The sequence below is a fragment of the Vibrio sp. T3Y01 genome, assembly GCF_013114525.1.
In the GTDB taxonomy this organism is placed as follows: Bacteria; Pseudomonadota; Gammaproteobacteria; order Enterobacterales; family Vibrionaceae; genus Vibrio; species Vibrio chagasii_B.
Map to the genome: position 1 here is coordinate 230,066 of NZ_VTXJ01000002.1, position 22,645 is coordinate 252,710.

The window sequence follows — 22,645 nt, forward strand, 5'->3', positions numbered from 1 at the left end:
TTTTTTTGCCCACCCACACTCGAACTTTACACCTCTTGGAACTCCATACCTACTGATAGATAGGCGATGCCTGTGAATTATGCTATATTCCCCCCAAATATAGGTGGAATTAATATGAAAGAACTTAATCCAACGGCAGAAAAGATCGTCGATTTAGCTGAAAGTTATATGCAAAGCCGAGGTTTTAATGGCTTCAGTTTTCGCGACATTCAAAATGAGCTTGGGATAAAGACTGCGAGTATCCATTATCATTTCAAAACGAAACAAGACCTGGCTCAAACGGTATTTGAACGTTACCTTGTTAATTACGAAGTAGCGTTAAAGCGGATCGAGAGTCAAGACATCTCTGCAGAAGGTAAAATTGAAGCGTTAGCCGACATTTTTGTTGATGTGCGCGAGAACAACAAACTGTGTCTATGTGGTATGTATGCTTCTGACTTCTATTTTTTGGCGGATGGTTTGGAAAGCCTATTGTCTAAATTTGTTCAAATCAATGAAGACTTTATTCGTAAAAGCATAGAGCAGGGGATTGCGAGTGGACATTTCCGTTCTGGATTAGAAGCGACTCAAGCTGCGAGGCTAATTTTTGTCGCCTTGGAGGGGGGGATTTTACTGTCTCAATTCAAGGACACAGACTATATCCGTTCGGTGAAAGCCAGCTGTTTAAACATTCTGAAGGCGTCATAGTTTATCGCTCAGATTGATACGGCGCGGTATAGCAATCGGCTTTGTAGGAGACATTGTCATCGCGCTGTAGATATGTTGGACGTAGTGCAACCCAAAAGAGATTGTAGTTTTGAAAGCGAGGCTTAGCCCTCGCTTTTTTTATGTCTAAAAACTGATCATTGGACAAAATTCGTAATGGATATGACTCACTAAATGGTGTTGTAGACACTTTTTATGAGACTGACACTCATTTTTATAAAATAATTTAATCATATATATATCTGATAAATAAGAATTTTTATTGGATTGCACTTTACCTACCTATCAGTAGGTAGATAAATTTGTTGACGTGAAACCGATCCGATCTTAAAGTACACCCACTGACGAGGAGATGGTCTCTACTACTCCTCCATTTTTTTGAATAATTAACCTATCTACTAGTAGGTAGGTTTTGAATTAAGGATTTCATTATGTTTAACACATCTTCTATTGCACTAATTGTTGGCGGTTCTTCTGGTATGGGTAAAGCAACAGCAGAGCGACTGCTTAAGTCTGGTGTGCCTGTAATGATTCTCTCTCATGACAAACAGAATCTTGCTGAAGCAAAATTGGATCTGGAATCAACCACGAATGGTCATGTTGAAACTGCTCAGGTTGATTTATACGATCCTTCTGCTGTTCAAAGCTTTATTGAACAGTTAAATGCAGAAAAACGTCACATTGGCTACTTGGTGAATGCGGCTGGTTTCTTCAAACCTGTCGATTTCCTTGAGCATTCTGAGCAAGATTACGACCTTCAGTTAGATATGAACCGTGCTTTCTTCTTCATTACACAAGCCGTTGCGAAAAATATGAAACAACACGGTGGTGGCGCAATTGTAAACATCGGTTCTATGTGGGCACATCAAGCAATTAAAGCAACGCCTTCTTCAGCTTACTCTATGCAGAAAGCGGCACTACATGCACTGACAAAAAACCTGGCCATTGAACTAGGCGACCACGGTGTACGTGTAAACGCTGTGGCTCCAGCAGTCGTGATGTCGACAATTTATAAGTCATTCATCGCTGAAGATGAGATTGAATCTGCACTACAAGGCTTTAACGATTTCCACCCAATCGGTCGAATTGGTTCTACAGACGATGTTGCTGACGCGATTGAATATCTACTATCGAATAAGTCTTCTTGGGTAACGGGCACGATTCTAAATGTCGATGGCGGCGTGATGGCGGGTCGAAACTAAATTACTTGTCGCCTTCCACGCGGTGTGGGAGGCGCTACATGAATATTAATCACTATAAACAAGAAATAATTAAAGGATTTAACATGAGTAATGCACCATTAAATGGCCTTAACTTAGAAGACCTATCAGCTTATACGAAAGTTATTACTGATGATGCAACACAAGCGGTATCTGAATACGGCATTGTTGCTGAATGGAAAGGTGGTGTTCATAGCGAAATTCGCACGTTGAACCAAAAGGTAGGTGGAACAGAAATCGTTAAAGATTTTACTTTCGACGTGGGGGAACCAGAAGAGCTTCTTGGCAATAACGCATACCCTACGCCACAAGATTACCTGTTGGGTGGCATGGCTGGCTGTATGATGGTTGGTTTTGTTGCAGGCGCCAGTGCCCGCGGCATTCGTTTAGAGTCTGTAAAGTTGACCATCAAAGGTGCTTTGGATCTTCGTGGGTTCTTGAATGTAGCAGAAGAAGCTCCGGTTGGCTTCGAAGAGATCCAATTTCAGTTTGAAGTTCAAGGTGATGGTACTCAAGCTGATTACGATGAAGTTATTGCTGGGGTCCAACAATTCTCTCCGAATTACCGAACAATCAGTGATGCCGTTAAAGTATCAGCGATTGTGGCTTAATTAAACGATTTTATTTAATTAGCTAAAAATATAGAAACCTTTTTTAATTTATGCACTGCCACTGCTTTGAGCCTATATTTTAATATAGGCTCTTTTTTATTCTAAACCCTCTAAATTAGTCAGATTTAAATTAGGTTTCTTTAAATTTGATAATGTTAATTTATTTCATTCTAATTAATGATGTAATAGGCTTAGTTACATAAAATATACATATACCTACACTGATTATCATTAAATTAATTTATCATTTTTAACTTCAGTATAGTGGAGTAATAAAATGAAACCTCTTAAATATGTGATGACACTTGCTTTAATTCAAGGCTCATTCGCATGTCATAGCGAACAAGTTAAAAAAGACCAGACCCATGATATTAATGGGGTTTGGTTTAGCCAACGAGACGGCGAAATTAAAGTTATCGAAAATGAGACTACAAGAACAATACAAGTGGTTAATAGCACTTGTTATGAAGTGTCTAACTCTCTGAGTTATGGCACAGAGTTGAGTTATGAAGCGATAAAACAGCATTCCATTCGTCAAGATAATCAATTGATTCTTAATATTCTTCGACCTAGACCTTTTACTTATACTTTAGTTAGCAATATCAATGATGTATGTACTGAAGGTCTTGGCCACTCTATGGTTCGCGATGGTTACTTTGATTTTGATGCTCAATCGATGTTCGATATATATTGGCAAGATATGAACAACCACTATGCCTTTTTTGATGAACGTAACATTGACTGGGATGAGGTTTATGATAAATATTATGATGACTTATACGGTGCAGACGACGAACAGTTAATTAATGTATTCGATGAAATACTGCGTCACTTAAAGGATGATCATAGTTCTATTTCTATCCCTTCAAAAGAGTTGCAGATATGGTATAGCAATAAAGCCACCTTGGAACAACAATTGGAGTTGGAAGCTGACCAGTTAAATATTCCTGAATCAGAAAAAGAAAGCTACATAATCAGTCAGAAGGATAAAATCACGCTCAATATCATGAAGTATTTGTTTGAACATGAACAGGAAGGTTTTAAAAAACGAGCTTCTCGTGAGAGCAAGGAACATCGTCTTAACTGGGGCATCATTGATAATAAGGGCATACCGACTGGATACTTAAGAATTGGCGACTTCATGAGCTATATCGATGAAGGTTTAATAACAGGGACTCCTAAACGAAACACAGATAAAGCTCATCGTCAGTTTGAAGAATTAGTGACTAAAATATTAACGCAGCTAAATGATACCCAGTCGTTGATTATCGATATCCGTGAAAATGAGGGTGGGCTTGATATGCAAGGTCTATGGTTATTGCAACATTTGATTGAAGAGCAGCAGTTAGCTTGGCATGTTAGCTCTTACTTCAAGGGTGAATTCAGCCATGATGTCGATGTCACGATGACTCCGAGCGATGGTATTTCATATACAAAACCGATTGTACTTTTGACCTCTTTTGGAACGGTTAGTGCAGCAGAGACATTCGCATCGGCGATGAAGACGCTCTCTCACGTGACCATCGTTGGTGAATCGACATCAGGCGCCACCTCAGATGCGTTTGGCAGAATGCTGCCTAATGGCTGGGAGTATTCATTAAGTAATTTATATTATAAGAATCGCGACCTTGAAAACCATGAAGTCACAGGGGTACAGCCAGATCACGTGGTTAGAAACTTTGTGTTAGAAGATCGTCAGCAAGGCCGAGATGTTGTGCTCGAAAAAGCATTGTCATTACTTTATTAAGGCTAACGAGTGCTTAGTTAGAGTGTCACTTGGATAACGAAAAATAGCCGCTGATTAGCGGCTATTTTTGTATGGCTTGTATAAATTCAGGCAAGCCTATCGGTGGTTATGTATACCCGAGTAGTTCGGTACACATAGTGCTTTTTATCGGGTTTGAGCTAGAGACTAATCTAGGTTAACACGCTCAAATTTGACAGTGTGGCCACCGGTGTTTTGACTTGATTCTGTTGCGTAATACAGAGATACCTTACCATTTGAATGAAGGTAGAACTCTTCACCTGTATTCACTTGAAGCGTCGAATTTTCAGAATTTCGAGAATCAATGTAGTTGATCGATACTGCGGTGATAGCATTTCCGTTTTCATCGATTGCGCTTCCCGTCGCCGAAACTCGATACGTCGTATCCGCATCAATAAAATGTGATAGAGGCTGAGCGTTGCCTACAAGAATATTGTGATCAGACGCGCTAACAGCGACACCTTCTTGAACAGGTAAACCACAGAATCTTGCTGTTACTTTGATTACTTCGATGGTTTCATTTGAACCTGTGCGACCTAAGCCAAGATTCAGTTTTCCGTCAACTAAACGTGAAAAATAACGGTCACTGTTTAGATTCATGTGAAGTTCAATTCTACCAGCGTTATTCGAACCGCCGCTTGCTCCACTCTCTCCCTCAAGGATACCTGAAATCGACATTGCTTCTGTAGTGTGGTTAGCCAACAGAACCTCAACTGAAAAGCCTCGTGGATTTTCAATCTTGTCGTAGCCGAAGTCAAAATCAAACTTTTCGATTTCATTCCATGCACTGGTGTTGTAGTTAATAAGGAGTGGTTTATTTGGCTCGATGACACTTTCTAACCACTGAGAGCCATCGGTTTCTCCAAAGTAGCAGCCGCTGCTAGCCATTGACTGAGTTGATGTCATTACTAATGCACTGGTGATAGCTGCGATAACCGATTTGTTAATTAAATTCATTTTGTTCTCGTTGAATTGTTATAAAACTAGCCATTGGTCAGAACGACCGACGTACATGAATTGTAGCTATTAAAGCATTGATTAAATAACCTGGCGGTCTTTTGTTCTTTTAAATCAATTACTTGTAATGGGTTACTTTCGGTTCGCACCCTACATCAGTATTTAGTATGAAATCAAGCTAATACCCTGGAAAGTAGGACGAGGTTATCTATCATTTTTGTGGGTTATTGTTGGACTGATTAAAGTATGTACTAAAGTCTCTTAAATTGTTCTAGCTAGCTTTGTAAAGATCTGAATTATTTAGGTTAATTGAAATAGTTAGCTATTAATCAGTGCAGTATGTTGGTGGTTAAATCTGAATCTTTCTTTGCAGAGAAGGGTAATTACTACCACCTCTAATCACTATCTTCCCCATTCACCCCCTCTCTCAGCCATTCACTCCTCATTATTACCATTCGTCGCATTGATAAAACGACGTGACAGTTTGTGGTTAACCTTTCAACGTCAACATTTGAAAGGGATTGAAATCATGACTGCTTCAAACACTTACAACTTATTTACTGCTCTGTTTCGTCGTTCACTTTTAATTGGGTTAGCTTCAATCGCTCCTACGCTGGCGCTAGCTAATCCAAGTTCAGACGTGCTTGATATTTACAACCAAGCCGCGCAAGGCAATGAAGACCTAGTCGAGGTGGCCTATGAGCGCCTCAATGACACACTGCAACAAGATGGCGCGACACCACTGACTTTGGTTTATCTAGGCAGCACAGAAACCTTAATGGGGCGTGATGCGTTCTTACCTTGGAACAAGATGAAGTATGTAGAAAAGGGTTTATCGACTATAGATAAATCATTGGTGTTGCTGAAAGACGAAGACCAACCGATTCATGAGCAACCTCGTGTTCAAGGGCTGCCAGATTCTTACCTGACTCGTGCCATGGCCGCGGTGACTTACACCTCTCTACCTGACATGTTTAACCACTTTGATCGCGGTTACGACCTGTTCCTCTCGCTACTCGCGGAAGATGAATTTCAACAACAGCACTTCTCTGCAACTTCATGGATTTATCGCTACGCAATTACCGCATCGATTCGTGCTGAAGACCTAACGCAAGCACAAGCGTGGTTAAAACAAATGGAAATGTCCGATGCCGACAACATCGAAACGATGACTGCGAAGGCCCTTATAGCGAAAGCCAAGTAATAGTTGCGAAAGAGAAATAAAGGGCATGGAAGCTAAACAGTTGGTTAGTAATCAGAGGAAAACGGGATGATTGAATTTAAAGGAATCGGCAAGTCTTATCTCACGGGTGGACAAAGTGTAGACGCACTCAAGGGAGTCGATGGGCAGATCAGACGTGGTGAAATGGTGGCACTGTGCGGCCCGTCGGGATCGGGGAAAAGTACACTGTTGAACATCCTAGGTTTGTTGGATATGGACTATCGAGGTGAGATAAATATTGCTGGCAAAGCGTATCCAACAGAGCAGATTGCTGCTGCGCGTTTTCGCCGCCAGTCGTTGGGTTTTGTGTTTCAGCGTTTCAATCTGGTTCCGGTGATGACCGCGCTTGAGAACGTCGCTTACCCATTGATGTTGAACCAATGTTCTAAGCAAGAACAGCATACCAGAGCTCAAGATATGTTAGAGCGTGTTGGGCTGGGAGATTACATCTATCACCGTCCAGACAATCTTTCAGGTGGCCAACAGCAACGTGTCGCAATAGCCAGAGCGCTAATCCACAACCCAAGCTTAGTAATCGCCGATGAGCCGACAGCGAGCTTAGACAGCCACACTGCTAATAACGTGATCGATATTATGCACGAGCTTGGCCACGAGTTTGGCACCACCTTTATTGTTGCGACCCATGATCCAAGAATGGCTAACCGTTGCGACCGTGTGATTGAGTTGGTGGACGGTAAGTTGGTTTCTTCAGTGTCAAACAAGGAGGCAGTCTCATGGGCAAGTTAATGCAGTTTGGCTTTTTGCAATCGCTTCGTTTGGCGTGGCTCAATCTATTGAGAAATGGCCGACGTAGTCTGCTTTCGGTGTTGATCATCGCGATTGCCGTGTTTGCGCTCACTTCCGCAGGTGGGTATGGACTCTATACCTATGAATCTTTGCGAGAGTCGACCGCGCGCGATACTGGTCATCTTACTTTGAGCACGCCGGATTATTTTGAACAAGACGAAGATATGCCGCTGAGTAATGGTTTAGATAATGTTCAAGCGCTCACCAAGAGCATTATTGGCGACAGCGATGTGCGTGGTGTGCAGCCTCGAGTTTACTTTAGCGGTTTGGTGTCTAACGGAAGCAAGTCGACCATCTTTATGGGAACAGGCGTTAATGAGCGCGAGTTCGACATGAAAGGACCTTTTCTTGACGTGCGCAGCGGTCAAACCCTCTCGGATGTGAAATCACCAAGATACGACAGCCAAGAGCCACAAGTGATGCTCGGAACCGACCTTGCTCGTAACCTTAAAGTGGCCGTTGGTGATTGGGTCACATTGCTTGCGACCACCAGTGATGGCGCATTGAATGCCTTTGATTTTAAGGTGCAGGGTATCTACTCGACTGGTGTGCCTGAGTTGGACAAACGTCAGTTGTACGTACACATCACCACCGCCCAAGAGCTTTTAGCGTCGGATAAAGTCAGCACCTTATCGGTATTCCTTTTTGAAACCAAAAAGACTTCTACGGTTCAACAACGCATCAAATTGGCTTTGGACAAGCAAGTTGGTCAACAGGGCTCAGATATTGAGATCACCCCATGGCAAGATCGCGCCTTTTTCTACACCAAGGTTAAAGACCTTTACGATCGTATCTTCGGCATCATGGGGGCAGTGATGGCATTGGTCGTGTTTGTGTCGCTGTTCAACACCATGACCATGTCGGTGACGGAACGTACTCGTGAAATCGGCACCTTATCGGCACTCGGCAGTTACCCATCTGAAATCGTGGCGGGTTTTCTAAAAGAGGCGGGCTTACTGGCGGTGATTGGCAGTGCGATAGGCGCATTAGTGAGTGGTTTAGTGTCGGTGTTATTGCTGGTGATTGATGTGCAAATGCCACCACCTCCGGGGCGAACCGAAGGTTACCCACTCAATATTTATTTCTCATTGGAATTGGTTGGTTACGCTACTTTGGGTGTGCTGACGATCTGTTTGCTGGCTGCTTATTTCTCTGCTCGCAAAGGCGTAAATAAGCCAATCACGGAGGCGCTGGTTTATGTATAAATTTACTCGTTCACTCACTGTTTTAGGTTCTGCGTTGGCCTTGGCTCTAGTATCAGCACCAAGCTGGGCTATCGATTCACAGCAAGTTACCGAGATGATTGCTAAGGCAGACAGCTACCGTTTGAACAGCGAACAGGCGTCGAAAGTGGTGTCTCTGGTCACGCTATATCAAGACGAGCAACTAGACAAAACCCGCGAATACAACGTCTACACAAGACCAAACCGAGAGTCGCTGGTTGTGTTCAAGTCGGCGGTCGAGGCGGGTCAAAAGATGCTGATGATAGAGGACAACTATTGGTTACTGATGCCGAAATCTCGCCGTCCAATTCGTATCACCCCGATGCAAAAATTGCTTGGCGAAGCTTCGGTAGGGGACATTTCGACGCTCACTTGGAGCGAAGATTACCAAGGTAAGTGGGTTGCCGAGCAACAGGTTGAGAGGTCGACTGGCGAGACACTCGATACTTATCATCTAAAGCTAACGGCGAAAACCAAGGGTGCCAGCTATCAATCAATTGATTTGTGGTTAACGGCAGACCGAGCGTTTCCTGTTAAAGCGGATCTGTATCTGCGTTCAGGTAAGTTAGCCAAGCAAGCTTGGTTTACTGAAGGCGTGCGAGATGGCTTGCCAAGTGTAGTTTCGATGACTTTGCTCGATAAGATTCAACCAAGTAAGAAAACCGTGATTGAGTACCGCGAGGTAAGCGAACAAGCTTTAGCGGACAAATACTACAACCCTGCTTACTTATCACGTAATAGTGTGTCTGGGCTTTAGGTGGGTGCCATGAAAGCTTCTAGTCGTCGATTCCACATCAAGCCTTTAATCGTTACTTTCCTTGTGCTGCCTTGTATGAGTAATACGACTCAAGCGGACGATCTGAGCCTAGCGTGGGACTGGCAACTGAGTGCTGAAGCTGTTGAATCGCGAGAATCGCCATTTAGCCCTTTCGAATCTGACAACCGTCAGTCACTCAATGGCTTGCTGGATCTTGAAGTTGGATATGGCAATTGGCTGGGCCTTTTTGCAGTGAAAGCCAATGACATTTTGACTAATGCTCCTCAAGACCAAGACGCGAGCTTTGAATCGGAATTCATTGTACGCGAGTTGTTTTGGCAAGGTGGTGTTGAACTGTCTAATTCAGCGTTCGGTGATCACTACCTCGATGTCACGCTCGGCAAGGTTCGCTTAGATTGGGGTGTTGGTTATGGCTACCGACCTTTAGACATCATCAAACCTTACCGACAAAATCCAGTGGGCATTGTCGCAGAAGAGGGCGCAGGTGTGGCTTCAGCGTCATTGTTCGATATGACGGGCGAATGGACACTGCTTTACAGCGATTCATCATGGACTTCCCAAGATGTGAATCAATTCGAAAAGCAGAATCAGCAACAAGGGGTTGGCTTACGTCGTTACAATTTAGTAGGCGATCACGAATATCAATGGGTCGCTTATTACGACGATGTACGCCACGGTTTGTTTGGAGCAAGCTTGGTGTCGGTATTAAACCTCGCGTGGGAGTTTCACGGTTCGTTGGTTTATCAGCGACAAAGTTTGGGTTACAGCCAGCCCAACTCACTGCTTGAACCAGTTTATCTACAAGAGCAGGGCGAGGCTTACCAAGCCTTAGTCGGACTGACATGGGCCAACGAGACGGGCCACAATGTGGTACTGGAATACTGGTTTGATAGCCGCGCTTGGAGTGATTCTGAGTGGCAAAGTGCTTTAGTGAATGCGGAATATTTGTCTCTTAATCCCATGACAACATCGTTGGCGGGCTCTTACGCTCAAGGCTATCAACACGCCAATTTAGTTCAACACAATCTCATGTTTCACTGGTCTTTGGACTTGGCACATGGCTGGCTTGAAGATATTACGCCTACATTTGATGTCATGCTGTCTCCACAGGACGGTGGCTTTATTGCTACGCAGTGGCTTAATTATCAGGCTTTCGATAATGGTGATTCATCGTTGGAATTGGAACTTGCTGCACGCTTTCTAGGCGGTAAAAGTGATTCTGCTTACGCCAACTTACCGGATAGTCATATGATTCTTTTAAATATCAAAGGACGATTTTAATGGACACTTCTTCAAACAGTCGCTTTTCATGGATTAAAAGCTTCGCGTTCACTACGCTATTTTGCGTTCTTATTGCAATTACAACCAATACGATTTGGGGAGGCGGGTTTACGCTCAACTTGGCCATCAGCTTCGGCTTTGGCTACAGCGCAGTTGGCTCTTCGTTTGTGTTGGTTGAACTATTCAAAAGGAAATCAAAGGCATTTGATGTAGGGGTATCAATGGTGATTGCAATGACCATTGGTACCTTGAATGCACACTATTGGTTGAACGGCTTTTTCGGCTCTAACCTTTCCGATCTTAAGTCTGTGATGCTGCTTGGTGTGATCTTCTGTTCCGTTTGTTATTACTATTTCTACACAAGAGAGCAGCAGCTGCGTGCCGATAATGAATTAGAGGTGGCTAAGCGTCGCCAAGCTGATCAAGAAAAGGTTGTTGTACTTAGCCAGTTAAAACAGCTGCAAAGCCAAATTGAGCCGCACTTTTTGTTCAACACTCTTGCGACCATCAATGTATTGATTGAGAGTGACAGCGTCAAAGCTAAGCTGATGCTTGAAAAACTGACTGACTTGTTACGTGTGACCCTCAAGAACAGTCGTACTGAGCAATCGACCATCGCACAAGAGGTCGATTTGCTAGACGCGTATCTCAACATCCAGAAGATACGTTTGGGTGAGCGCTTAACGTTCTCGATTGAAACCAATGAAATCAGCGACCAGCAAGTGATTCCACCTTTCTTGATTCAACCTTTGGTTGAGAATGCATTAACACACGGCATCGAGCCCAAGGCTGCTGGTGGTGAAGTCAATATCCGAATTGTTCAACAAGATGATCAGATGAAAATTGAAGTATCAGACAGTGGCGTGGGGCTAACAGCACCGTCTATTGCTACTGGCCATGGTGTTGGATTGAGTAATATTCGTCAGCGTATTGCTACCCTGTACGGAGATAAGGCGAACCTGACGATCACAGAGCAAGTGACTGGCGGCGTGGTGTCGACTATCTTGTTGCCGCTCATCAGCGAAACTAGCTCCGAGAATGCAGTTCTGAAACTCTAAGTACTGTTAAGAAAACAGACGATTTACAGTGTGAATTTAAAGGAAGAATAATGATCAACTCAGGACTAAAGCCCAGCGTGACGGCAATTATCGCAGACGATGAAGCACTGTTAAGACATCACTTGGATAAGAGTCTTGCTGAGGTTTGGCCTGAGCTAGAGATTGTCAGCAAGGCCAAAAATGGGACAGAGGCTATGCAGAGCATTCAGCAGCTACAACCAGATGTTGCCTTTCTTGATATTCGCATGCCAGAGCTTGATGGTATTTCGTTAGCCAAACAGTTGAACAAGCTTGCATCACCGCCGCTGGTGGTCTTCATTACGGCTTACGACGAGTATGCGGTTAAAGCCTTTGAGCACAATGCGATAGATTACCTACTTAAGCCAATCAATGAAGAGCGCCTACTTGCTACCTGTCAGAAGATTCAAGCGCGCTTATCAAGTAATCAAACACAGTCCGGTCATATGCCAGAACAACCCGACATCGCTGCACTCATGAGTCAACTTCAGCAACTGTCACAATCGGCGTCACAGCAAACGCAGCCTCCTTATCTGTCGCAGAAAAAGTATCTCACGTGGCTTAAAGCCAGCGTTGGCGAAGACATTCACCTGATCGCCGTTGATGATGTGGCGTATTTCAAAGCAGAAGATAAGTATGTATCGATATTCAAGAAAGGGCAGGGCGGGCTATTAGAGGAGTTTATTCTTCGTGTATCTCTAAAGGAGTTACTCGCTCAACTTAATCCGGATGAGTTTTGGCAGATCCATCGTTCAGTGGTGGTGAAAGTGTCGGCCATTGATAAGGTCAAAAAAGGACTATCCGGTCAGATGTCGGCGTATGTATCTGGTGAGAAGCTGCCAATCAGCCGTGCCTCACAAGCTCTGTTTAAAGGCATGTAGAGACGTTGTTTAAAGGCATGTAGTCTGTTTTTCTTACCCTTACTCCTGAACTTCTAGTTGAATATGGCTGATTTCACATGGTTTATTGCAATTTATAAAATGACGATCCAGATCACAACTATACTCATTTGGTTCAATATTAAATAATAATCATTAGCTCAATCTGTATATTGTCAGTGAATGACATTAAGAGGTTGTTATGAAGACATATTATTTAGCGACGGCAATATGCTTTGCCCTGGTTGGTTGCAGTTCTACATCAAAAACCAATGAAACTTTAATTCAAACAGATCCTGCCTGGACATCTGCTCAACTGGACAATGGTTTTACCTACCATGTTTATCCTGATCATGAAGCATCGGTATCTGTGCGCTTAGTTGTGCACGCGGGCTCCATTCAAGAAACACCTCAACAAGAAGGCTATGCTCACTTTGTCGAGCACATGGCATTCAATGGCAGCAAGAACTTCTCTCAAAACGATGTTATTCGTCTATTTGAAGATGCGGGTTCTAGTTTCGGTGCGGACTTAAATGCTTATACCTCTTATGAAGAGACGGTGTATGAATTAGATTTGCCAGATAACCTCCAATTAGAGCAAGCCTTGACTTGGATGCGTGACGTTGGCGATGGCCTCGATCTCTCTAGTTCGGAAGTTGAAAAAGAAAAGGGAGTGATTCTTGGTGAGTTTCGTATGGCTCGTCTCGATGATAAGTCGTTCCCCGAGAAATATGTTGATTACCTATTCGAAGGCAGCCCTTATGAATCGCAAGATGCGCTAGGAACTAAAGCTTCGGTTATGGCTGCCACGTCGGAAGGGCTTACCGACTTTTACCAAACTTGGTATCAACCTCAAATCGTTGAGCTAGTGGTTTCTGGTGATGTGGACCTTAAAACAGTGATCCCAATGATTGAAGAGAAATTTTCGAGCTGGGAGCGCGGTAAAACGTCAAAGCCACAAAAGCAGAATACGACTTCGTTCAATGAAGGTGACTACATTGAATATGCTGGCAGAGAAGCTCCGAGTATTTCTTTGACGTTTAACCGAGGTTTAAACACTGTTGAAACCCACGCTCAACAACATCAGCGTTGGTTGGATGAAACCACTCAGATTCTTATTCAGCAGCGTTTAGAGGCAGACTTTAATGATGCAGCGCTACCGACGCAATGGATAACGTCAGATAACATCAGGTTGGGTGCTCTGCTTTATTCATCGACAAGTGTTGGCTTCCCAGCAGGCAGCCGTGATGCGGTTCAGAAAGCGTTGGTTTCTACTTTAACGTCGTTACGTGATTACGGTGTTTCTGAAGGAGAAATTGCGAGTGAGCTCCATTATTATCAAGACTCACTGGATGATATTGAGCACGACTGGGATAAAAGGGACAGTGTGGATCACGTGAACGATAAAGTGAACGCATCACTGTCTGGCGATATTGTCCAATCTCAAAAAGACTATCAGGCCAGCATGGAAGCCTTTCTTGCTAATTTAAGCCTTGAAGCGATTAATAAAAATATCAAAGAAGTCCTTTCGAGTGATTACTTTTTGATTGTCGGCATGGATGACAATGAGGATCGCACAGCGGTTCTGGCTTCTCTAGATGGATTAAAAGCTTCTTATAGTCAGCAGGGTACACAGACATTCGTAACGGCAACAGCCAGTGCATTTGCTTCGCCTACCGTACCCGGCGAGGTTGAATTGGTAGAGCAAATGTACGCCGATCCAAATATTCAAAAGTGGACTTTAAGTAATGGTATCGACATGTGGTACCTACGTGATTCATACGCGAAAGACGATGTTGGAATAATGTACGTGAGTCTTGGCGGTAAAGCGGCGTTGGATCCGGATTTATACGCAGCTGCAAATGTGACATTACCTGTTATTGCTCGAAGTGGTGCTGGTGACTTTACGGGATCTGAGCTGAAAGCCTACTTTGATCGTGAAGGGATTTTAGTCGATTCTTTTATTTCTTCGACGCGACATGGCATTGAGTTTAATATCGAAAAAGATGGGGTGAGTGACGCGTTTGCTGCGCTATATACCTTCATGGTGTCTCCTAAAGTGAATTCTGATCAGCTTGAAGCTGTGAAGCAAGAGCTAGTGCAAGATAAAGAGTCCTTCCTAAGTACGCCTGTTGGTCAATTTGAACAAGCGATCAATCAAAATATTTATCGCTCGGGAAGCCGCCATCTATTCGTAAATAAAGAGCGTGTTAAAGCGGTTTCTGTTGAAGATGTCCGTGCTGTTCATCAACAATTATTTGGTCAACTAAGACACAACCAGTTGGTGGTCGTTGGTGATATCGACCCAAGTGAGTTGAAACCTCTAGTTCGTAAGTACTTAGCTTCAATTCCATTGCAAGCGGGGACGGTGCCAGACTTCAAAGTGGAGTACAAGCAACCAGCGAAACCACGTATTGATGTCGCGATCAACAACGTAAATAGTGCGGAATATATCTTACGAGTGATTCCAGAGCCGACGACGATAGAAAGTGGAGGCTGGACTGCAAAAGATGTCTTCATGGAAGACTTATTGCAACGTTTAGTCGCATCTCGTTTAGACTCTTATGTTCGTGAAGAGTTGAGTTTAGATTATTCACCTTATGCTTATGCGGCTTCGAATGATGGTGAACCGACTCATGAGTGGGTAATCGGAGCAATGATCGCGCCGGAGAACGTAGATACTGTTGAAATGGCGATTGATAGAGTGATCTCAGACCTCCTACAAGGTATTTCTGAAGACGAACTGCATTCGATAGTAAAACAGTTTGAAGCTGACTTCGTGCCACTAGAGGCAAGCTCTATCGATCAGGCGTGGTTTGTGTCTCGTTATCTATTGTATGGGTATGGAGTGGAAGCTTTGGCTGATGTTGACCGAGTCGCTAAATCAATATCGGTTGAAGACATGAATGCTCTGCTCCATCACCTATTTGGCGAGAATAGCCGTAAGGTTAAGAACATCATGCGTCCTGAAGCTTAATCGCTTTGATACTGTGTAATAGCTATAAAACGTCATAACGCTCAGCGTTGGACGCATACGTAATGGAAAGCCAAGCTTAGTTGCTTGGCTTTTTCTTTTTTTAGAAGCACTGAAGCTTAATCGGTTGCATTGAACCATTTTCTAAAAAAATGTTTTAAATCAAGACAGCTTTTCAATTGTGTTGTAGATTGGCGATCTACGAGAATGTTGTTTGGATATTAGATTGCTTAAACTGGGTACCCGATTAGTCTTAATGTTATTTTTACTGAGCTTTGGCTTAGTGAATTCTAACGGCTATTCGTTTCCTTCTAAGCCGTTTCAAATCGAGACTGCTCAACAGCAATCCTCAGTCAATAAACAGTGTAAGAACGCTGCAATTGATGACCCATTGGCCTATTTAGAGTGCGATAAAGCTCAGCTAGGCGCTTCGTCAGTAGGTGACAGCTCCAACTATCACGATACTGAATCTAGCCTTCAAGCGACGACTTACCGACGTATATCAACCAATGAGCAAGAAAGCGCGCCCGACCTTGAGCCTGCTTATCACTTGCTGATTGACTTCTCTCCCCCTTCTTTACTGGCTTCGCTGTTAGCGACAACCCCAATGTTGGACCTCAAACAGCACTGGACCAGTATTGTCAGCTCTCCGCCTTCCCGTTTGTCGGGGTGGAAAGAGGGCAACATCCAATATTCACATTTCCGAGAACTTCTTAGCTAATCGTTTGCCCCTGATTGGTCGTATCGACGATCCTTTGTGTCCGTTGTTCTATCCAATCCTCAAAACAATTCGCGAATGCACTCTGCTGTCGTTTAATCAGTTTGGTCTGGTTGTCGTCAGTTTCGTACCTGTTCGCAACATATTAGCTTAAGAAATAAGAGATCTTGACTGTGAAAAAACGCATTCCAAGAAAACAAATCAACCACTACTCGAAGTGGAAATACGTGGTACTTATCACCACCATTATCATCATGGTTCTGAGCGCTTTACCCTCTTGGTATGGCGAAGATGCTTCAGTTCAAATTAACAATCGCTCTGAGCAAACCATCGACGCGACGCAGGTGACTCAATACCTCGCGAGCGAAGGCATCCAAGCTAAATCGGCTTATCAGAAAGACAAGCGTTTAGTTGTGATATTGGAAGATGCAGAACAACAAGCGAAGGCTAAAGAGGTGCTGAATGAGCGCCTATTGGACAACGCGACTGTTGCGCTAGCGATGGAGCCTGCAGCACCAAAATGGCTGACTGACATGGGCTTCGCGCCGATTCAGTTAGGCCTTGATTTACGTGGTGGTGTGCAGTTTTTACTCGAAGTAGACATGGAACCGGTTTATCACGCACAAGCGCAATCTGTGGTCGACGAGATCACCAGCCAAGTGCGTTATGCACGCGGTAAAGTGGTGAACAACCAAGTTGAATTTAACTTCCGTACAGATGCAGATTTCGAAAAAGCACAAAAACTGATTCGTGAAGAGTTCCCACAATGGCAACGTGACCGTTCAGATAAATCGCTAACGTTAACTCAGTCTGAAGAAGAGCAAAGAACGCTACGTAACCTAACGGTTCAACAAAACCTGCAGATCATGCGCAGCCGTATTGAAGAGCTTGGTATCACCGAAGCTTCAATTCAACGCCAAGGTGAAAGCCGTATCCGTATCGAATTGCCGGGTGTACAAGATCCTGCAGCTGCAAAAGACGTGATTGGTGCCACGGCATCATTGGCATTCTACTCGGTTTACGACAACCCAACGCGCAACACTCAAACGCTAAAAGATACCGATGGCAACCGTGTGGTTGTCGCTCGTAAAGCAGTACTAAGTGGTGAACACATTATTGATGCACGTAGTGGCATTGGTGAAATGGGCAGCGCAGAAGTAAACATCACCCTAGACTCTGCGGGTGGTAAGAAAATGTCTGAATTCTCTCGTCATAATATCGGTAAGCCAATGGCGACTGTGTACAGCGAGTACAGCCGCGACAGAGCTGGTAACAGCGAGAAAACCAGTGAAGTGATCAGCGTAGCGAACATCCAATCTCAATTGGGCAGCCGTTTTAGAATTACTGGTGCTGGCACTATGGCTGAAGCGCAAGAGTTGGCTCTACTGCTTCGCGCAGGCTCATTAACCGCGCCTGTGACCATCATTGAAGAGCGTACCATTGGTCCATCTTTGGGCGCAGAAAACGTGACTAACGGCTTTGCTGCACTGGCGCTTGGTCTTGGTCTTACTCTTACGTTTATGGCGCTATGGTATCGCCGCCTTGGTTGGGTAGCGAATGGTGCGCTTATCGTTAACATGGTAACGCTGTTTGGTCTGATCGCATTGCTACCGGGTGCGGTATTAACACTGCCGGGTATTGCTGGTTTGGTATTAACCGTTGGTATGGCGGTGGATACTAACGTACTTATCTTCGAACGTATTCGAGACAAAATGAAAGAAGGACGAAGCTTTGCTAGCTCCATCGATCGAGGTTTCGATAGCGCGTTCTCATCTATCTTCGATGCTAACTTCACCACAATGATTGTAGCTGTCGCTCTTTACACCATTGGTAACGGGCCAATTCAAGGCTTTGCTTTGACACTGGGCTTAGGTCTTCTAACCAGTATGTTTACGGGCATTTTTGCTTCACGAGCGATCATCAATTTGGTTTGGGGGCGTGACCAACGCCACGATGTAAGGATTTAAGCATGAGTACTTCAACAAAAATGACAATTTCAGAACGCTATTTTTCAAATAGTAATATGACTCTCCTACGTAAGGTGATGTCGGTAATCTCTATTGTGTTGTTCATGAGCTCAGTAATGCTGGTGGCCGTGAAAGGGTTCAACTGGGGCTTGGATTTTACAGGTGGTGTGGTCGCTGAGGTTCAACTTTCTGATCAAGTGACCAAAGACGCGCTGAAAACACAACTTGATGCTGCGTTTCAACAAGACGTGCAAGTGGTTGGCATGGCAGAGCAAGACCGCTGGACCATTCGCTACAGCCAACTGACAGACGCACCGCAAGCCAACTTAGTTGATGCCTTGGCATCGGTGAGTGACCAAGTGAAAGTACTGAACAGCAGCGTGGTTGGCCCTCAAGTGGGTCAAGACATGGTTGACCAAGGTGGCTTAGCGGTATTGGTGTGTTTCTTAATGATCATGCTTTACCTAAGTGTACGATTTGAATGGCGTTTAGCTCTAGGTGCTCTGGCTGCGATCATTTACGACGTGACGATTATCTTCGGCTTATTCGCCTTGACTCAGTTTGAGTTCAACCTAACGGTGTTAGCGGCGGTATTAGCGATTCTAGGTTACTCACTCAATGACTCGATCATTATCGCTGACCGTGTCCGTGAGATGCTGCGTGGCAACCCTAACGGCGATACCGACAACCTGCTTAACGAATCAGTTAAAGCAACGTTCTCTCGTACTATGGTGACTTCAGGTACGACGTTGTTGACGGTATCTGCGCTTTGGTTGCTTGGTGGCGCAGCGCTACAAGGTTTTGCGATTGCATTGGTTGTGGGCATTGCGAGTGGTACATGGTCTTCAATTTCGGTCGGTATCACCCTTCCGAAATTACTTGGCTTACAGCCTTGTCACTATCAAGTAAAACCACCTGTAGAAGTTGAGGGTGAGTACCCTTAGGTTATCTATTTTGATAATGCTGCAACTCAGTAAGTGAGTTCACTTAGGCCCTTCGTTTTTAACCGAACGAAGGGCTTTATTTTATTTAAGAGTCAAACAGTTAGGAAAAGAGAGCCTATTTCAAAAAACGACGGATTGAGCAGGCAAGTACTAATGATATGAAGTATGTTTATATGACGTTAGTCGAAATGAGGCAAGGGAATGGAATATCGACATCAATGTCACGTAGGCGACCACGGTGATGCACTGAAGCACCCTGTATTAAGTGCTCTGGTTCAGTCATTAATGCAGCAGCATTCGCGCCTCAATGTTATCGACACTCACTCAGGTACTGGGTGTTATGACCTAACTACTGCGCCAAGTAATCACGCGGGTGAATTTGCAGAAGGGGTTGGGTACCTTTGGCGAAACAAGGCTTACCTTCCTGAGTCATTCGCTTCTTTTATGTCGGTGTTGGAATACTACAATCCGAATCAACTTATCACGCTGTACCCCGGTTCGGCGGCGATTACCTATCAACAAGGTCGCAGCCAAGATAGCTTCTATTTCTCTGATATTCAGCAAGATGAAGCCGACTTACTGCAAACCAATATTGAGAAGTTGCAACGTGATCTTGATATCTCCAGTAATCTGACCATTACTGCGGGCGATGGGCTTAAAGCATTGCCTGACGATGTTGCGAAACATAACAGCCATCACCTGATAGTTATCGACCCACCTTACGAAACGGATTCCGAATATCTCGCGGTGATTGATGCTTTGGTTAAGGCCTATCAGCAGTCGGAGAGAGTCTCTGCGTTAATTTGGTATCCGTTATACACAGATGATCGAAGCTCTCTAATATTGGACCACTGTGTGACAGCGGTGAAAGATGGCTTGTTGCCAAGTCCGATAAAGTCGGAATTACGATTGCGCGATCCGAAAGGAGATGACCGCCTTATTGGCAGTGGCTTGCTGCTATTTAACCCACCACAAGGCATTGCAGGGACGGTTGCTGACACGCTCGATTATTTACATAGTCAGCTTGCAACCAATGGCGAAGGCTATTGGCAAATGAAAAGTCTATAAGACTGATTTGTTTGGGCTTTTTGGTGAATTAGTAGACATAGTTCACTAATTCACTGTTATTTGTGTGGTTTAAATTGACCAAACGCTAACTTTTATCGATTGATTAATTGCAGTGAATCATTTAAAAATGGAATATCAACGCGCGCAAGTGCATAATGGCGCATAAGTTAAATAATTAGCCCAAATTAATATCAGATTGTGGTTTACCCCCTAAACTGCATTAGGCTCGCACTAGTCACGCGAGCCTTTCTTTTGCCTGAAGGAAATTCTTACAACAGTTGCTCTTCAATCTTGAGTGCTTTCTCGATGAGTTTTGCATTGAAATCGACAGCTCCCACTGAGTAGTGCGCTTCACGATGACAAGTCGGACAAAGCGCAATTACATTTTCAGGACAATCTGCACCACCATCAGCTAGCCGTGTCAGGTGATGTACTTCTAGGTAAGGGCCTGTCTTGGTTTCAAAAGGCGAAGGCATTTCACAACCTTCACAGATACCATTTGCCCTCTTTTTGGCGTAAAGCTTAATTGCTTCACTACGATATTTTACATGTGTGAGTTGTTCTTTAGTGCCAGTTTGAAGTGGTGTTGAAGCTAAAGCGATGTCTCGTAATTGCTTCAGAGATTTACTTTTGGTCGGCTTGGTAAGGTATGACATTTTTGGAGATTGAACTGAATCCCCAATAGTTTGCGGGACGATATCTAAATGGAAAACTATCGCATCACGGAGTTGGTCGTTCCTGTCGGGGCGTTGCTCAATGTGATGACAAATGTAGTTGCAGATTCCGACGAATCTAACAAAACCAGTTGAGACAGATTCAAATAAGAGAATCTCTTTAAGGTTGTTTTGGTGTTCAAAGATCGCCAAGTTTCCCTTAACCATCTGCATATCACCTTCTTGTCCTTCTCCTGTATATCGGAAAGTGCCGTCTGCACTAAAACCATCAGAGTAGCCAAATTCTTCACCAGCATCGCTAGTGAAGATAAATACATATGGGTGGGCTGCAGGCGTAGCGATACCACCATATTGCTGACCTTTGTAGCGACCGTGTATATCTGTGCGTCGATTGTAAACCTGTCCTACGTTGAACAATGGAGAGTCCTCGTTTATTCGTTTAAACTCTAAATATTATTGATATTTTTGTAATTTAAATTTCATATAAAGTTCAAATATAACAGTGGGTTAAATTAAAATATGCAAGTGGATTCTTGGGTGTGAAAAGGTATCGGTTCGGTCACGTTTCTAAAGAGGCAAGCCTGCAGGACTCATGCAGGCTTGGTGTTTATTTAATGTTTTACCACTACAACGCCGGATAATCGATATAGCCTTTTTCATTGCCGCCGAATAGAGTCGCGCCATCGAGTTGTGCTAACTCACTGCCGTTTTGCAGGCGTGATACCAGATCGGGGTTGGCAACAAATGGGCGACCAAATGCGACGAGATCGGCGTAGCCTTTGCCTAACACTTCTTCGGCGCGTTCTGGTGTGTAGCTGCCAGCGACGATGATAGTGTTGGAGAATAGCTCCCTTAGTTCTACTCGGAAGCTTTCAGGGATCACGGGTGCATCATCCCAATCGGCTTCTGATAGGTGCAGATAAGCGATATTACGAGCTTGCAGTTCCTTTGACGCATCTAAAATGGTTGGCACTATGTCTGGGCAGTTCATGTCTTTGAAGGTGATGAACGGAGCCAAACGCACGCCGACTTTATCGGCACCTATCTCTGCAATAACTGCATCAACCACTTCAATCAGAAAGCGAAGTCGGTTCTCACGGCTTCCGCCATAGTTGTCGTTGCGCTTGTTTGAGTTGGTTCTTAGGAATTGATCGATTAGGTAGCCATTGCCGCCGTGGATCTCGACACCATTAAAGCCTGCTTCGATGGCTTTCTTGGCCGAGTTGGCAAAATCTTGAACCACTCGATCGATGTCTGCTTGGGTCATCTCTCTTGGTTGGATGCAATCGACCATGTTGCCGTTGCCATTCTCATCAGAAATCCACACCTGAGTTTCTATTGGAGCCAAAGCTGAGGGTGCTATCGGCAGTTCGCCTTTTTGAAAGGTAGGGTGAGACACGCGGCCGACATGCCAGAGCTGACAGAATATTGCAGCACCTTGTTCTTTGGCTGCTTTGGTTACTGACTTCCAACCTTCAATCTGTGCATCGGTGTAAACGCCGGGAGTGAATGAGTAGCCTTGAGAGTCATCAGAGATCTGTGTCGCTTCAGTGATGATAAGCCCAGCGCTAGCACGTTGTTGGTAATAGGTCGCCATCATGTCGTTTGGTACATTGCCCGGTTGACTGGTACGAGCGCGAGTCATAGGTGCCATAACGACACGGTTTTGCAGTGCTAGACCTTTGAGTGCTGATGTTTCGAATAATTTGTTCATGGTATCCACCTTGTTTTAATTCAGTACTTTTTAATTCAATGTTTATAGTTTTGTATTCGGGTT

At 44.2% G+C, this 22,645-nt stretch carries 19 protein-coding genes; 16 read left to right on the forward strand and 3 right to left on the reverse strand.

Annotation, left to right across the window (positions count from 1 at the left end; all coding sequences use genetic code 11):
- Positions 1-114 precede the first annotated feature (114 nt).
- From F0232_RS03525 to F0232_RS03540, 4 genes are all read left to right on the forward strand, one after another.
- The gene (locus tag F0232_RS03525) at positions 115-687 is read left to right on the forward strand and encodes a TetR/AcrR family transcriptional regulator (RefSeq protein ID WP_008216855.1); all 573 of its coding nucleotides are present in this window, start codon (positions 115-117) and stop codon (positions 685-687) included.
- Between the two features lie 449 nt (positions 688-1,136).
- Positions 1,137-1,907 (forward strand): SDR family NAD(P)-dependent oxidoreductase, encoded by a 771-nt coding sequence (locus tag F0232_RS03530; protein ID WP_010647221.1) that lies wholly within the window; start codon positions 1,137-1,139, stop codon positions 1,905-1,907.
- Between the two features lie 83 nt (positions 1,908-1,990).
- On the forward strand, positions 1,991-2,536 hold the full coding sequence (locus tag F0232_RS03535) for an OsmC family protein (protein ID WP_032498156.1): 546 nt from the start codon (positions 1,991-1,993) through the stop codon (positions 2,534-2,536).
- A 277-nt stretch (positions 2,537-2,813) separates the two neighbouring features.
- Complete coding sequence (locus F0232_RS03540) at positions 2,814-4,283, forward strand: S41 family peptidase (protein ID WP_171750677.1); 1,470 nt, start codon at positions 2,814-2,816, stop codon at positions 4,281-4,283.
- Between the two features lie 165 nt (positions 4,284-4,448).
- Here F0232_RS03540 and F0232_RS03545 read toward each other — a convergent pair whose 3' ends face one another.
- Positions 4,449-5,258 carry a hypothetical protein gene (locus tag F0232_RS03545; protein ID WP_171750678.1) on the reverse strand — a complete coding sequence of 270 codons (810 nt, stop codon included), beginning with the start codon at positions 5,256-5,258 and terminating at the stop codon, positions 4,449-4,451.
- A 529-nt stretch (positions 5,259-5,787) separates the two neighbouring features.
- Between F0232_RS03545 and F0232_RS03550 the strand changes: the two genes are divergently transcribed.
- The 12 genes from F0232_RS03550 (at position 5,788) to rlmJ (ending at position 20,194) form a co-directional block, all read left to right on the forward strand.
- Complete coding sequence (locus F0232_RS03550; RefSeq protein ID WP_171750679.1) at positions 5,788-6,462, forward strand: hypothetical protein; 675 nt, start codon at positions 5,788-5,790, stop codon at positions 6,460-6,462.
- Between the two features lie 66 nt (positions 6,463-6,528).
- Entirely contained in the window at positions 6,529-7,227 is a 699-nt protein-coding gene (locus F0232_RS03555; RefSeq protein WP_171750680.1) for an ABC transporter ATP-binding protein, read from the forward strand.
- Positions 7,215-8,492 (forward strand): ABC transporter permease, encoded by a 1,278-nt coding sequence (locus F0232_RS03560; RefSeq protein ID WP_171750681.1) that lies wholly within the window; start codon positions 7,215-7,217, stop codon positions 8,490-8,492. Before F0232_RS03555 ends, F0232_RS03560 begins: the two co-directional genes overlap by 13 nt.
- A complete protein-coding gene (locus tag F0232_RS03565) occupies positions 8,485-9,267 on the forward strand; it encodes an outer membrane lipoprotein-sorting protein (RefSeq protein WP_171730315.1) in 783 nt (260 codons plus the stop codon). The genes F0232_RS03560 and F0232_RS03565 overlap by 8 nt, the downstream gene beginning before the upstream one ends.
- Positions 9,268-9,276: 9 nt before the next feature.
- Positions 9,277-10,569 carry a hypothetical protein gene (locus F0232_RS03570; protein WP_171750682.1) on the forward strand — a complete coding sequence of 431 codons (1,293 nt, stop codon included), beginning with the start codon at positions 9,277-9,279 and terminating at the stop codon, positions 10,567-10,569.
- Complete coding sequence (locus tag F0232_RS03575; RefSeq protein ID WP_171750683.1) at positions 10,569-11,627, forward strand: sensor histidine kinase; 1,059 nt, start codon at positions 10,569-10,571, stop codon at positions 11,625-11,627. The genes F0232_RS03570 and F0232_RS03575 overlap by 1 nt, the downstream gene beginning before the upstream one ends.
- Before the next feature lie 50 nt (positions 11,628-11,677).
- Complete coding sequence (locus F0232_RS03580) at positions 11,678-12,526, forward strand: LytTR family DNA-binding domain-containing protein (protein ID WP_171750684.1); 849 nt, start codon at positions 11,678-11,680, stop codon at positions 12,524-12,526.
- Positions 12,527-12,725: 199 nt separating this feature from the next.
- Positions 12,726-15,500, forward strand: coding sequence for a M16 family metallopeptidase (locus F0232_RS03585; protein WP_061034019.1), 2,775 nt, complete (start codon positions 12,726-12,728; stop codon positions 15,498-15,500).
- Positions 15,501-15,753: 253 nt separating this feature from the next.
- Positions 15,754-16,218 (forward strand): hypothetical protein, encoded by a 465-nt coding sequence (locus F0232_RS03590; RefSeq protein ID WP_105058648.1) that lies wholly within the window; start codon positions 15,754-15,756, stop codon positions 16,216-16,218.
- Positions 16,219-16,382: 164 nt separating this feature from the next.
- Positions 16,383-18,182 (forward strand): protein translocase subunit SecD, encoded by a 1,800-nt coding sequence (gene secD, locus F0232_RS03595; protein ID WP_171750685.1) that lies wholly within the window; start codon positions 16,383-16,385, stop codon positions 18,180-18,182.
- A 2-nt stretch (positions 18,183-18,184) separates the two neighbouring features.
- Positions 18,185-19,126 (forward strand): protein translocase subunit SecF, encoded by a 942-nt coding sequence (gene secF / locus F0232_RS03600; protein WP_171750686.1) that lies wholly within the window; start codon positions 18,185-18,187, stop codon positions 19,124-19,126.
- Between the two features lie 201 nt (positions 19,127-19,327).
- Positions 19,328-20,194 carry a 23S rRNA (adenine(2030)-N(6))-methyltransferase RlmJ gene (gene rlmJ / locus F0232_RS03605; protein ID WP_116871093.1) on the forward strand — a complete coding sequence of 289 codons (867 nt, stop codon included), beginning with the start codon at positions 19,328-19,330 and terminating at the stop codon, positions 20,192-20,194.
- A gap of 269 nt (positions 20,195-20,463) precedes the next feature.
- Here rlmJ and F0232_RS03610 read toward each other — a convergent pair whose 3' ends face one another.
- Complete coding sequence (locus F0232_RS03610; protein WP_116871092.1) at positions 20,464-21,285, reverse strand: HNH endonuclease signature motif containing protein; 822 nt, start codon at positions 21,283-21,285, stop codon at positions 20,464-20,466.
- Between the two features lie 208 nt (positions 21,286-21,493).
- Positions 21,494-22,582, reverse strand: a complete 1,089-nt coding sequence (locus F0232_RS03615) for an alkene reductase (RefSeq protein WP_171750687.1) — start codon at positions 22,580-22,582, stop codon at positions 21,494-21,496.
- Positions 22,583-22,645: the final 63 nt, after the last annotated feature.